Below are 12,566 nucleotides of genomic sequence, written 5' to 3' on the forward strand. Positions count from 1 at the left end.
GGTTGAGCCAATGAACCAGTCAAGTATTTTGCAGCCGCCGGATCGTCAACGGGTCGACGAGCAGATCGCCACATCGATCGCCGACGCGATCCTCGATGGCGTTTTTCCACCTGGCTCCGCGCTGCCGCCCGAGCGGGAGCTGGCCGGGCAGCTCGGTGTCAACCGGACGTCGCTGCGCCAGGGTTTGGCCAGGTTGCAGCAGATGGGGCTGATCGAGACCCGGCAGGGGAGCGGCAACGTCGTGCGTGACCCGCAGAGCCTTACCCATCCCGCGGTGGTCGAGGCGCTGGTGCGCAAGCTCGGTCCCGACTTCCTGGTCGAAGTGCTTGAAATTCGGGCCGCCCTGGGGCCGCTGATCGGCCGTCTGGCTGCCGAACGGAACAGCTCCGGGGACGCTGAGGCGCTACGCGCTGCGCTGGCGGAGGTGGCCGACGCCGACACTGCGCCGGCGCGCCAGGCCGCCGATCTCGCCTATTTTCGGGTACTCATCCACGGCACCCGCAACCGCGCTTTGGGTTTGCTGTACCGCTGGGTCGAGCAGGCCTTCGGGGGCCGCGAGCACGAGCTGACCGGCGCCTATGAGGACGCGGACCCGGTGATCGCCGATCTGACGGCCATCAACGACGCTGTGCTGGCGGGTGACCCCGAGACGGCCGCCGCGGCGGTTGAGGGATACCTGAACGCGAGCGCATTGCGCATGATCATGTGCTATCGCGCCGCCTATGCCGGCGAGGATCCCGAGCGGTAGCGTCGCGCGCCGCTACTCGGCCGCCCGCGTCGCCGGATGTACGGCGACCAGACCCAGCTGGCTTCGGCGTTTGCACACGGCGGCCAGTTCGGCGTACGCCTTGGCGCCGAGCAATTCGGTGAGCTCATCGGCCAGGCTCTCCCACACCTGCTTGCTTCCGACATGGGCGGCCGGATCGCCGGTGCAATACCAGTGCAGGTCGGCGCCACCGGAGCCCCAGCCGCGCCGGTCATATTCGGTGAGCGTGGTTTTGAGGATCTCGGAGCCGTCTGGCCGGGTCACCCATTCCTGGCTGCGCCGGATCGGCAATTGCCAGCACACATCGGGTTTCATGGTCAACGGAGCAACACCGAGTTTGAGGGCTTTGCTGTGCAGCGCACAGCCGGTGCCGCCGGCAAATCCGGGACGGTTCAAGAAGATGCAGGCGTCCTTGTGCTTGCGGGTGCGGTACTGAGGCTGATCGTCGCGCTCATCGAGCTCTAGGTAGCCCTTGCGGCCCAAGCCTTTGTCCCGATATTGCCAATCGTCGTCGGTCAGCTTCTTGACCGCGTCATCCAACCGGGCGCGGTCGTCATCGTCGGACAGGAATGCGCCGTGTGAACAACATCCGTCGTTCGGCCGGCCGGCCACGGTGCCCTGGCAGGCCGGGGTGCCGAAGGCACAGCTCCAGTGCGACAGCAACCAGGTCAGGTCGGCCGCGATCAGATGCTCGGGATTGTCGGGATCGTAGAATTCCACCCACTCGCGGGGGAAATCCAGTTCGACCTCTTGTCCCGGCTGCACCGTCTTCAGGCACGAGTTTGCCACGGTTACAACGTTAGTCCACAGTCATGCTTCGCGGCGCTGCTGCGGTTGCGCGCGCGTCGGCGAGCTTGCCGGCCGGTATTGCCGGGCAACTCAGCGGGTCGCACGGCGGGCCGCATTGCCGCACGACTAGGTTGATTTCGTGCGATTGGGCGTGCTCGACGTGGGCAGCAACACGGTCCACCTACTGGTGGTTGATGCTCACCGTGGTGGCCATCCGACCCCGATGAGTTCGACGAAGGCGACTTTGCGGCTGGCCGAGGCCACCGATAGCTCGGGCAACATCACCAAGCGTGGCGCCGACAAGCTGGTGTCCACGATCGACGAGTTCGCCAAGATCGCCGCCAGCTCGGGCTGCGCGGAGCTGATGGCCTTCGCGACATCGGCGGTCCGAGAGGCGGAGAACTCCGATGACGTGTTGTCGCGGGTGCGCAACGAAACCGATGTCGAATTGCAGGTTCTCAGCGGTGTCGACGAGTCGCGACTGACCTTCCTGGCGGTGCGCCGCTGGTTCGGCTGGAGCGCGGGGCGCATTATCAACCTCGACATCGGCGGCGGCTCGCTGGAGTTGTCCAGCGGCGTGGACGAAGAGCCCGAGGTGGCGCTGTCGCTCCCGCTAGGCGCGGGACGGTTGACGCGGGAATGGCTGCCCGACGATCCGCCCGGCCGGCGCCGGGTGGCGATGCTTCGGGATTGGCTGGATGCTGAGTTATCCGATGCCAGCGTGACGATGTTGGACGCGGGCATCCCGGACCTCGCGGTGGCTACGTCCAAGACATTTCGCTCGCTGGCCCGACTCACCGGCGCGGCGCCGTCGGCCGCCGGACCACGGGTGAAGAGGACCCTGACGGCCAATGGCCTCAGACAACTCATATCTTTCATCTCTAGGATGACGACCGCTGACCGTGCAGAACTGGAAGGAGTCAGCGCCGAGCGGGCGCCGCAAATCGTGGCGGGGGCTCTGGTGGCGGAGGCAAGCATGCGAGCGCTCTCGATAGAAGCGTTGGATATCTGCCCGTGGGCGCTCCGAGAAGGTGTTATTTTGCGCCGACTCGACAGTGAGGGCGACGGGACCGCCTTCATGGAAACTTCGCCGGTGTTGACTTCGGTGCGCGATGCTAGAGGTCAGGTAGTAGATCGGAACGCTGCAGGCCGATCGAGAGGCAACAAACCATGACTGGACCACACTCCGAGACGGAGGACACCAAGCAGATCTCGGTGGCCGAACTACTGGCCCGCAATGGTAACGTCGGTGCCCCGGCGGTGACCCGGCGGCGCCGCCGCCGCCGCGGCGACACCGACTCGATCACGGTCGCCGAGCTCACTGGTGAAATTCCGATCATCCGTGACGATCATCACGATGAGCGAAGCGCGCCCAGTGCGCCCGCCGAAACCACCGAGACTGTCGCGCCGACAAGCCAAGCCAAGCCCGGCAACGGCCGAGTCGAGGTCGACGAGCCTGCACCCGCATCGCGCGTGCAGCCCGAATCGGTCGTGGCACCGGCCGAAGCCACCGAGCCCCCGCAGGCCGCCGAGGAACCGGCGGCCGGGCAGGCCGGCAGGGCGGCGTATTGGTCGGAGCCCGAGCCGCGCTGGCCGAAATCGGAGCCGATCACCCGGACCAAAGCGGGTCCTGAGCGCAGTGAGTACCCCAGACCCCTGCGCCACACCGGGGATAGCGATGCCGCGGGGCAAGGGCCCGGGGCTGAGGACATGAGCCCCGACCCGGTGGGCCACTACGGCGATACATCGGTGGATGTCTCCGACGCCGAAGCGGAATCCGAGGTCGAGGATTCCGCCTACGTGCGTTCTTTTCTGCAGGCGTCGGAGGGGATCTCCGATCAGGCCCTCTATGGCGGGCAGTCCCTGGCCGACGAGGTGGCGCGGCGGCGCGGGGAATCGTCCCCGTCGACGTTCGACGAGGAAGAGGCCGAAGCCGACGAGGAACAGGGTGCGCGCCCGTTGTCGGGCAAGCTCGCGGCCCTGTGGCGCGGCACGCTGGTGGTGCTGCAGTCGATCTTGGCCGTGGTCTTCGGTGCGGGTCTGTTCATCGCGTTTGACCAGCTGTGGCGATGGAACAGCATCGTCGCTCTGGTGCTCTCGGTGCTGGTCATCCTCGGTCTGGTGGTCGGGGTTCGGGTGGTTCGCAAGACGGAGGACATCGGAAGCACATTGATAGCGGTTGCCGTGGGTGCGTTGATCACCCTGGGGCCGTTGGCCTTGCTGCAATCGGGCTAGGCGGCCCCCACTCACAGTGCGCCCAGCAATCAAAGTCGGTCTGTCGACGGCCTCGGTGTACCCCTTGCGGGCCGAGGCCGCGTTCGAGTATGCCGCCAGGCTCGGCTACGACGGCGTGGAGCTGATGGTCTGGAGCGAGTCGATCAGCCGGGACATCGATGCCGTCCGAAAGCTGTCCCGGCGCTACCGCGTGCCGGTGCTGTCCGTGCACGCCCCGTGTCTGCTGATTTCGCAGCGGGTGTGGGGGGCCAACCCGATCTTGAAGCTGGACCGCAGCGTTCGGGCTGCCGAAGAGCTGGGCGCGCAGACCGTCGTTGTGCATCCGCCCTTCCGCTGGCAACGGCGCTACGCCGAGGGATTCAGCGACCAGGTTGCGGCCCTGGAAGCGTCCAGCGACGTGGTGGTGGCCGTCGAGAACATGTTTCCGTTCCGGGCGGACCGGTTCTTCGGGGCCGGCCAGTCACGAGAACGCATGCGCAAGCGCGGTGGTGGCCCAGGTGCGGCGATTTCGGCTTTCGCGCCGTCCTATGACCCGCTGGACGGCGATCACGCGCATTACACACTGGACCTTTCGCACACCTCGACAGCCGGAACCGACGCGCTGAGCATGGCCCGGCGGATGGGCTCGGGTCTGATGCATCTGCACCTGTGCGACGGCAGCGGGCTGCCCGCCGACGAACACCTGGTTCCCGGCCTCGGAACGGAGCCCACCGCCGAGGTATGCCAGATGCTGGCCGGTGGGGGCTTCGCCGGGCAGGTGGTCTTGGAGGTATCCACCTCCTCAGCCCGTTCGGCGGCGGAGCGCGAAGCGATGCTGTCGGAGTCCTTGCAGTTTGCCCGTACCCACCTGATGCGGTGATATGAACGCGTTATTCACGACGGCGATGGCGTTGCGCGAGGTCGAAGCACCCGCGGGCGGGCAATGCCGGATATTCGACGGTGAGTTCGACGAGAACTGGACCATCGGTCCCAAGGTGCATGGCGGCGTGATGCTGGCCCTGTGCGCCAAGGCGGCGCGCGCCGCCCATGGCGGTGACGCACTGCAACCGGTCGCGGTGTCGACCAACTTCCTGTGGGCCCCCGATCCGGGGCCGATGCGACTGGTGACATCGATCCGCAAGCGTGGCCGCCGGATCAGCGTGGTCGACGTGGAGCTCATGCAGGGCGAGCGCACCGCGGTGCACGCCGTCGTCACGCTGGGTGAACCCGAGCATTACGAGTCCGGCCCGGCGGCACCGCTGCTATCGGCCAACCCGGTGCTGGAAATGATGGCCCCCGAACCGCCCGACGATGTCACACCGATCGACCCCGGTCATGCGCTGGCCGGTCTGGCCCACCTGGGTGCGGGCTGCGATGTGCGGCCCCTGGCGTCGACGCTGCAGACGCCGGCGAGCGGGTGGGGCGGACGGGCGCCGACCTTTCAGATGTGGGCCCGGCCGCGTGGCGTCGCCCCGGACGCGCTGTTCGCCCTCATGTGCGGCGATCTGTCGGTCCCGGTCACCTTTGCCGTCGGACGCACCGGTTGGGCGCCCACCGTCCAGCTGACCGCCATCCTGCGCGCCCTGCCCACCGATGGGTGGCTACGGATCGTCGCCACCTGCGTTGAGATCGGGCAGGGCTGGTTCGACGAGGACCACATCGTCGTCGATCAGGCGGGCCGCATCGTGGTGCAGACGCGCCAGCTGGCGATGGTGCCCGCCCGGTAGCGGCGCCACTGCGGACCGTCTGCGATGCTGTCGGGCATGCCAAGAATCGCGATCATCGGCGGCGGCAGCATCGGTGAAGCATTGTTGTCCGGACTGTTGCGGGCCGGGCGGCAAGTCAAAGATCTGGTGGTGGCTGAGCGGGTACCGGAGCGCGCCAAATACCTGGCCAGTACCTATTCGGTATTGGTGACGTCGGCCAAGGATGCGGCGGAGAGCGCCTCGCTGGTTGTCGTCGCGGTCAAGCCCGGCGACGTCGACTCGGTGATGGGCGACCTGAGCGCGGTGGTTGCCGCGGCCGAAAGCTACAGCGGCGAGCAGGTGTTCGTCACCGTCGCGGCAGGGGTCACCACCTCATATTTCGAATCCAAGTTGCCCGCGGGCACCCCGGTGGTTCGAGCGATGCCCAACGCGGCCGCACTGGTGAGTGCGGGGGTTACCGCGCTGGCCAAGGGCCGCTTCGTCACGCCCGAACAGCTCGAGGAAGTCTCAGCCCTGTTCGATTCGGTCGGCGTCGTGCTCACCGTTCCCGAGCAGCAACTCGACGCTGTGACCGCGTTGTCGGGGTCCGGGCCGGCGTATTTCCTGCTGATGGTCGAGGCATTGGTGGACGCGGGTGTGGCGGCGGGCTTGAGTCGTCAGGTGGCAACCGACCTGACGGCCCAGACGATGGCCGGTTCGGCGGCGATGCTGCTGGAGCGGATGGATCAAGACCGACGCGGCGCTGCCGAGCCGTTGGGTTTGCGGGTGGACACCTCGCCGGCGCAGCTGCGGGCGTCGGTCACCTCACCCGGCGGGACCACCGCCGCTGCGCTGCGCGAACTCGAGCGCGAAGGGTTCCGGGGGGCGGTCGATGCCGCCGTGCAGGCCGCCAAAAGCCGCTCTGAGCAGCTAAGAATTACATCGGAATAATTCAAAAAATTTGAACTGATTGTCCCCCACCAGTACCAGTAACCCCACTAGTCCCGCTATTCTCCTCTTTGTATGCACGCGTGGGTGCCAGCGGAGGGGAAGCCGCTGGGATTGCGTGTGCCTGACACGATTGGGTTAGCGATGACGTCTACGAACGGGCCATCGGCGCGCGATTCTGCTGGTAAGTCGGTACGTGATAGCGGTTCAGGCGAAGGCCAGCAGGCCGGCAGCCAGTTCCTCACGGTGGCCGAGGTGGCTTCGCTCATGCGGGTGTCCAAAATGACCGTCTACCGGCTTGTGCACAACGGAGAGTTGCCAGCGGTTCGGGTCGGGCGGTCATTTCGGGTGCACGCCAAGGCAGTCCACGACATGCTGCAGACCTCGTATTTCGCCGGTTAGCCGAATACCGGCCGCACGCCGCCAGGCTTGGCTTCGGTTGGTTAGGTGGCGCCGGTTTGGTGTTGGGTACGGCGGGCTGGGTAAGGTGTCCGGGTCATTTGTTGAAGCAAGCCGGTCACAGGTCAGATAGCGGAGTTCATGGGTTCAGTAATCAAGAAGCGGCGCAAGCGCATGTCCAAGAAGAAGCACCGCAAGCTGCTGCGCCGCACCCGGGTGCAGCGCAGAAAACTTGGCAAGTAGGCCTCGACTGGCTCGGGTTGGCGGCTGCCGTCACCAGGCTGTAACGCCTATGCCTCTAGCCGCGGCTAGGCTGTCGGGGTGAATTCGTCGAACGGTCAAGGGGGCGGCGCCGGAGGAATCGGTGGCGGCGGTGACAGCGTCCACCATCCCAAGGTGGTGCTGGTTACCGGCGCCTGCCGATTTCTCGGCGGCTACTTGACCGCGCGACTCGCACAAAACCCGTTGATCAGTTCGGTCATCGCGGTGGATGCGATCGCGCCGAGCAAGGACATGCTGCGGCGCATGGGCCGAGCCGAGTTCGTGCGCGCCGACATCCGTAATCCCTTCATCGCGAAGGTGATTCGCAACGGCGATGTCGACACGGTGGTGCACGCCGCGGCGGCGTCCTACGCTCCGCGCTCCGGTGGTAGCGCCGCGCTGAAGGAACTCAACGTGATGGGCGCCATGCAGCTGTTCGCGGCGTGCCAGAAGGCGCCGTCGGTGCGTCGGGTTGTGCTCAAGTCGACTTCCGAGGTGTACGGGTCCAGCCCGCACGATCCGGTGGTATTCACCGAGGACAGCAGCAGCCGTCGTCCATTTCGCGAGGGCTTTGCCAAGGACAGCCTCGACATCGAGGGTTATGCGCGCGGCCTGGGCCGGCGTCGCCCCGATATCGCAGTGACGATCCTGCGGTTGGCCAACATGATCGGCCCGGCGATGGACACCACCCTGTCGCGGTATCTGGCCGGGCCAGGGGTGCCCACCATGTTTGGCCGCGACGCGAGGTTGCAGCTGCTGCACGAGCAGGATGCCCTGGGCGCGTTGGAACGCGCGGCTCTTTCGGGCAAGGGCGGCACCTACAACATCGGTGCCGACGGCATCATCATGCTGTCCCAGGCTATCCGTCGGGCCGGCCGAATTCCGCTGCCGGTTCCGGGCTTTGGGGTGTGGGCTCTCGATTCGCTGAGACGAGCTAATCGTTATACCGAGATCAACCGCGAGCAGTTCGCGTACTTGAGTTATGGCCGCGTGATGGACACCACCAGGATGCGTTCCGAACTCGGCTACCAGCCCAAGTGGTCGACGGCGGAGGCCTTTGACGACTACGTTCGCGGCCGCGGCTTGACTCCCATAATCGCCCCGCATCGGGTACGCTCCTGGGAGGGGCGCGCCATAGCGGTAGCGCAGCGCTGGGGTAGCCGAAATCCAATTCCATGGGGTGGGGTCAGGTAGATATCGTGGCGGGTAATACCAGAGCGAATGTCATTCCCCTGCACGCCAATCGGGGTCGTGTGGCGGCGCGTCGTCGCGCCGATCAACGGGCAGACACGTCTCGTCAACATCCCTCATTGCTGTCCGATCCGGGCGGCCGCGCATCGGCCGAGCAGATCGCCGCTGTCGTCCGCGAAATCGATGAACACCGGCGTGTCGCGGGTGGGAGTTCAACTGCCGAACCGCCGCTGAACGAGCTTGCGCAGCGCGTTGCCGCGGTCGCGGGTTTTCTCCGTCAGCGACTGATCGGTGACTACAGCGTTGATGAGTTCGGGTTCGATCCGCACTTCAACGATGCGATCGTTCGGCCTTTGCTGAGGTTCTTTTTCAAGTCTTGGTTCCGGGTTGAAGTCAGCGGCGTGGAGAACATCCCCAGCGAAGGCGCCGCACTGTTGGTGGCCAACCACGCAGGGGTGCTGCCGTTCGACGGGTTGATGCTGTCGGTGGCGGTGCACGATGAGCATCCGGCGCAGCGGGATCTGCGGTTGCTGGCCGCCGACATGGTGTTCGATCTGCCGGTGGTCGGTGAAGCCGCCCGTAAAGCGGGGCACACGATGGCCTGCACGACCGACGCGCACCGCCTGCTGGCCTCCGGCGAACTGACTGCCGTTTTTCCCGAGGGCTACAAGGGACTGGGCAAGCATTTCTCTGATCGCTACCGGTTGCAGAGGTTCGGCCGCGGCGGCTTCGTATCGGCAGCGTTGCGAACCAAGGCGCCGATTGTTCCGTGTTCGATCATCGGCTCCGAAGAGATCTACCCGATGCTCACCGACGTCAAGTTGCTGGCGCGGCTGTTCGGCTTGCCGTACTTCCCGGTCACCCCGTTGTTCCCGTTGGCGGGTCCGGCCGGGCTGGTGCCGCTGCCGTCGAAGTGGCGCATCGCATTCGGCGAACCGATCTACACCGCCGACTACGGGTCCGGTGACGCCGAGGATCCGATGGTCACCTTCGAGTTGAGCGACCAGGTCCGTGAGACGATCCAGCAAACGTTGTACCGGTTGCTGGCCGGGCGGCGCAACGTCTTCTTCGGCTGACCTCGCGCGGCCACGTCACCGACGCTGCACCGCTACCTTGGTGGGCGGGCCAGCTACTTGACCATCGTGAACTGGCAAACGTCGGTGTAGTGGTCGCGGAACAGGTCCGAGCAGCCCGTCAGGTAGTGCATATAGATGTCGTAGACCTCTTGGCCCTGCAGTTCAATGGCCTTTTCCTGGTTGGCCTGCAGCGCCTGAGCCCAAGAGTTCAGTGTCGGAACGTAATTCGACCCAATCCGGTGATACCGCTCAACCTTGAAACCCGCCCTCGACGAATACTCATCGATCTGCGGAATCTGGGGTAGCCGCCCGCCGGGGAAGATCTCGGTCAGGATGAACTTGATGAAGCGCATCAGGCTCATCGGCGCCGTCAAACCAAGTTCCTTGGCTTCCTTGGCGTCGGGCACGATGATCGTGTGCAGCAGCATCCTGCCGTCATCGGGCAGCACGTTGTAGCACATCTTAAAGAAGCGGTCATACCGCTCCCAGCTAGCGTCACCGGCGCCGTCGGCAAAGTGTTCGAAGGCGCCCAGCGACACGATGCGGTCGACCGGTTCGTCGAATTGTTCCCAGCCCTGCAGCCGCACCTCTTTGTGCCGAGGGCTGTCCATGTCAGCGAACTTGCGCTCGTCGTGGACAAGTTGATTCTCACTGAGCGTCAAGCCGATGACGTTGACGTCGTACTCCTCGATCGCGTGGCGCATGGTCGAGCCCCAGCCGCAGCCGATGTCGAGCAGCGTCATGCCGGGCTCGAGGTTGAGCTTGTCCAGTGAAAGTTTGCGCTTGGCGTACTGAGCCTGTTCCAGCGTCATGTCGGGACGCTCGAAGTAGGCACAGCTGTAGGTCATCGATGGATCGAGGAAAAGCTTGAAGAACTCGTTTGAGCGGTCGTAGTGCGATTGGACCGCCTCGACAGGTGGCGAGAGCTGGTCCGGAAGAGAAGGTTGGTCGCCCCTTTTCCCCATCAACCGGACCCTACTGGCCCTCCTAGATGGATGCAATCGCCGCCACAGCGGCATCCGCTTCGGCCTCGTGATGGGCCGCCTCGCCCAACATCGTGACCACACTCGTCACCACCGGCTTGCCCTCGTCGTCGGTGACCTCGCTGCGGATTTCGGCTATCACCGTCCCGTGAGACTCCAGGACAGAGTCGAGATAGGTGTGGAAGTACAGCTTGTCGCCGGTCACGATGGGCCGGTAGAAGCGGAACTTCTGGTCCCGATGGAAGACCCGGGCGATGTTGATCGGAATATTGAATTTATTGAAGATCTCCAGCTGCACCCGACGCCCTGCAATTGCCAGGAAGGTCAACGGGGCGACCAGCTCGGGGTAACCCAACTCGGCTGCGGCGGCCTCATCGGAGTGCGATGGGTGCTCGTCTTGGATCGCGGTTGCGAATTCCCGGATCTTCTCGCGGCCAACCACGAAGTAGTCCGGTGCCTGGTAGTGCTTGCCGATGAGTCCTGCGGCTTCTGGGGGGACTGTCATGCCCTTTGCTCTCTGCTCGAATATATGCTCAGCGGCGCAGCTTATCAGCGTGATTGCCGTCGAGACGCCAGTGCTGCCAACGCGCCGCCCGCCGCGCCCAGAGCAAGGGCCGAGGGCACCCCGATCCGGGCGGCTTTACGAGCGGTGCGGAAGTCCCGGATTTCCCATCCTCGTTCGCGGGCCAGGCTACGTAACCGGGCGTCGGGGTTGATGGCGACTGCGGTGCCCACCAGCGACAGCATTGGCACGTCGTTGTAGCTATCCGAATATGCGGTGCAGCGTTTGAGGTTCAGACCCTCCCGGATCGCCAGCGAGCGCACCGCATGAGCCTTGCCGGTGCCGTGCAGGATCTCACCGACCAGCCGTCCGGTGAACACCCCGTCGACGGACTCCGCAACGGTGCCCAGGGCACCGGTCAGCCCCAGCCGGCGGGCGATGGTCGCGGCGAGCTCGTAGGGCGTGGCCGTGATCAGCCACACCTGCTGGCCGGCATCAAGATGCATCTGCGCGAGCTCGCGGGTGCCAGGCCAGATCTTGTCCGCGATGATCTCGTCATAGATCTCCTCGCCGAGGTTCAGCAGTTCGTCGACCGAGCGGCCTTCTATGAAGGCGAGTGCTTTGCGGCGGCCGGCGGCGACGTCTTCGCTGTTTTCGGTGCCGAGCAGCTGGAACTTGGCCTGGGCATAGACGAAGCCCAGCACGTCGCGGTAGGTGAAGTAGTGGCGGGCGGCCAGGCCCCGGCCGAAGTGCACCGCGGACGAGCCTTGCACCAGGGTGTTGTCCACGTCGAAGAATGCGGCGGCGGTCAGATCGATCGGTGGCTGCGGGTCAGCGGCCGAGCCTTCGGTGGGGACCGTCATATCCGCTAGCGCTCGGGTGGCGCTGGCATTCTCGGCCAGCGACTCCAGGTCAAAATGACCGCCGCCGCTCGAGCTGCCCAGGTCAGAGGAAGCCATCAGAAACCTCCCGGAATCGCGGTACCGGCCGATGACTTGCTGCGGCCGATCTCAACCCTATCCGGCAACGGTTGGCAACCGTCCGAGCTACCTGGGGGACAGCTAACGCTGCCCGGTAAACAGTGCGGCGGATGGCCGAGATTTCGATCTGGCGATGCGCACCGATCTACCCGTTCTAGAGTAAATCCGTGGATGACGGACTCGGGTTACGAGTCAACCGCCGGACGTTCGTGGGTACCTCCGTTGCGGTGGGGGGCGCCGTCGCGGCTGTCACTGCCATCCCCGGATCCGAACGCGTCCACCAGGGCGATGGCCACACCGCTGTGGTGCGCCTTCAGATCAATGGTGAGCAGCGGGAGATCGCCGTCGATAACCGCACCAGCTTGCTGGACATGCTGCGGGAGCGAGCGGGGCTGCCGGGAACGAAGAAGGGCTGCGATCAGGGCGCGTGCGGGTCGTGCACGGTGCTGGTTGACGGTCGCCGCATCAACTCCTGCCTGGCTCTGGCGGTCATGCACGACGGCGCACAGATCACCACGATCGAGGGGCTAACAGGTTCGGCCGGCCCGGACGGCCGGCTGCATCCGCTGCAGCAGGCCTTCATCGATGAGGACGCGTTGCAGTGCGGGTACTGCACCCCAGGTCAGATCATGTCCGGCGTCGCGTGTATCGCCGAAGGTCACGCGGGTTCACCCGCGGAAATACGCGAGTGGATGAGTGGCAATCTCTGTCGTTGCGGTGCCTACCCGAACATCGTCAAAGCTGTCGCATCGGTGGCTCGAGACGACTAATC

The 12,566-nt window shown here is 65.3% G+C and carries 15 protein-coding genes; 11 read left to right on the top strand and 4 right to left on the bottom strand.

Annotated features, from left to right (window positions below; all coding sequences use genetic code 11):
• The first annotated feature begins 10 nt into the window (after positions 1 to 10).
• Entirely contained in the window at positions 11 to 748 is a 738-nt protein-coding gene (locus tag MPSD_RS04695) for a FadR/GntR family transcriptional regulator (protein ID WP_020788717.1), read from the top strand.
• Between the two features lie 12 nt (positions 749 to 760).
• Here the strand turns inward: MPSD_RS04695 and MPSD_RS04700 are convergent, their stop codons facing one another.
• Entirely contained in the window at positions 761 to 1,555 is a 795-nt protein-coding gene (locus MPSD_RS04700) for a DUF3109 family protein (protein WP_036426934.1), read from the bottom strand.
• A 139-nt stretch (positions 1,556 to 1,694) separates the two neighbouring features.
• On the opposite strand from MPSD_RS04700, the gene MPSD_RS04705 reads away from it, so the two are divergent.
• The 9 genes from MPSD_RS04705 to MPSD_RS04745 all read left to right on the top strand — a co-directional run bounded on the left by MPSD_RS04705 (position 1,695) and on the right by MPSD_RS04745 (position 9,329).
• Positions 1,695 to 2,729, top strand: coding sequence for a Ppx/GppA family phosphatase (locus MPSD_RS04705; RefSeq protein WP_012392761.1), 1,035 nt, complete (start codon positions 1,695 to 1,697; stop codon positions 2,727 to 2,729).
• Positions 2,726 to 3,790 (top strand): hypothetical protein, encoded by a 1,065-nt coding sequence (locus MPSD_RS04710; protein ID WP_020788714.1) that lies wholly within the window; start codon positions 2,726 to 2,728, stop codon positions 3,788 to 3,790. Before MPSD_RS04705 ends, MPSD_RS04710 begins: the two co-directional genes overlap by 4 nt.
• Positions 3,791 to 3,806: 16 nt before the next feature.
• Positions 3,807 to 4,649, top strand: coding sequence for a sugar phosphate isomerase/epimerase family protein (locus tag MPSD_RS04715; RefSeq protein ID WP_020788713.1), 843 nt, complete (start codon positions 3,807 to 3,809; stop codon positions 4,647 to 4,649).
• Position 4,650: 1 nt separating this feature from the next.
• A complete protein-coding gene (locus tag MPSD_RS04720; RefSeq protein ID WP_020788712.1) occupies positions 4,651 to 5,496 on the top strand; it encodes a thioesterase family protein in 846 nt (281 codons plus the stop codon).
• 36 nt (positions 5,497 to 5,532) lie between these two features.
• Positions 5,533 to 6,405: a pyrroline-5-carboxylate reductase gene (proC, locus tag MPSD_RS04725; RefSeq protein ID WP_172607095.1), complete on the top strand. Its 873-nt coding sequence runs from the start codon at positions 5,533 to 5,535 to the stop codon at positions 6,403 to 6,405.
• A gap of 141 nt (positions 6,406 to 6,546) precedes the next feature.
• Positions 6,547 to 6,804, top strand: coding sequence for a helix-turn-helix domain-containing protein (locus MPSD_RS04730; RefSeq protein ID WP_011742123.1), 258 nt, complete (start codon positions 6,547 to 6,549; stop codon positions 6,802 to 6,804).
• Positions 6,805 to 6,942: 138 nt separating this feature from the next.
• The gene (locus MPSD_RS04735) at positions 6,943 to 7,044 is read left to right on the top strand and encodes a 30S ribosomal protein bS22 (RefSeq protein ID WP_003402602.1); all 102 of its coding nucleotides are present in this window, start codon (positions 6,943 to 6,945) and stop codon (positions 7,042 to 7,044) included.
• Between the two features lie 78 nt (positions 7,045 to 7,122).
• Positions 7,123 to 8,256: an SDR family oxidoreductase gene (locus MPSD_RS04740; protein ID WP_020788711.1), complete on the top strand. Its 1,134-nt coding sequence runs from the start codon at positions 7,123 to 7,125 to the stop codon at positions 8,254 to 8,256.
• On the top strand, positions 8,238 to 9,329 hold the full coding sequence (locus tag MPSD_RS04745; RefSeq protein ID WP_085981826.1) for a lysophospholipid acyltransferase family protein: 1,092 nt from the start codon (positions 8,238 to 8,240) through the stop codon (positions 9,327 to 9,329). Before MPSD_RS04740 ends, MPSD_RS04745 begins: the two co-directional genes overlap by 19 nt.
• Positions 9,330 to 9,382: 53 nt before the next feature.
• On the opposite strand, the gene cmaA2 is transcribed toward MPSD_RS04745, so the two are convergent.
• The 3 genes from cmaA2 to MPSD_RS04760 are packed head-to-tail and all read right to left on the bottom strand — an operon-like array spanning position 9,383 to position 11,773.
• Positions 9,383 to 10,294 carry a cyclopropane mycolic acid synthase CmaA2 gene (cmaA2, locus tag MPSD_RS04750; protein WP_012392768.1) on the bottom strand — a complete coding sequence of 304 codons (912 nt, stop codon included), beginning with the start codon at positions 10,292 to 10,294 and terminating at the stop codon, positions 9,383 to 9,385.
• A 22-nt stretch (positions 10,295 to 10,316) separates the two neighbouring features.
• Positions 10,317 to 10,817 carry an FAS1-like dehydratase domain-containing protein gene (locus MPSD_RS04755; protein ID WP_012392769.1) on the bottom strand — a complete coding sequence of 167 codons (501 nt, stop codon included), beginning with the start codon at positions 10,815 to 10,817 and terminating at the stop codon, positions 10,317 to 10,319.
• Between the two features lie 44 nt (positions 10,818 to 10,861).
• Positions 10,862 to 11,773: an HAD family hydrolase gene (locus tag MPSD_RS04760; RefSeq protein ID WP_012392770.1), complete on the bottom strand. Its 912-nt coding sequence runs from the start codon at positions 11,771 to 11,773 to the stop codon at positions 10,862 to 10,864.
• 188 nt (positions 11,774 to 11,961) lie between these two features.
• Here MPSD_RS04760 and MPSD_RS04765 point away from each other — a divergent pair, with 188 nt between their 5' ends.
• Entirely contained in the window at positions 11,962 to 12,564 is a 603-nt protein-coding gene (locus MPSD_RS04765) for a (2Fe-2S)-binding protein (protein WP_117421636.1), read from the top strand.
• Positions 12,565 to 12,566: the final 2 nt, after the last annotated feature.

This window comes from Mycobacterium pseudoshottsii JCM 15466, from assembly GCF_003584745.1.
Lineage (GTDB): Bacteria > Actinomycetota > Actinomycetes > Mycobacteriales > Mycobacteriaceae > Mycobacterium > Mycobacterium marinum.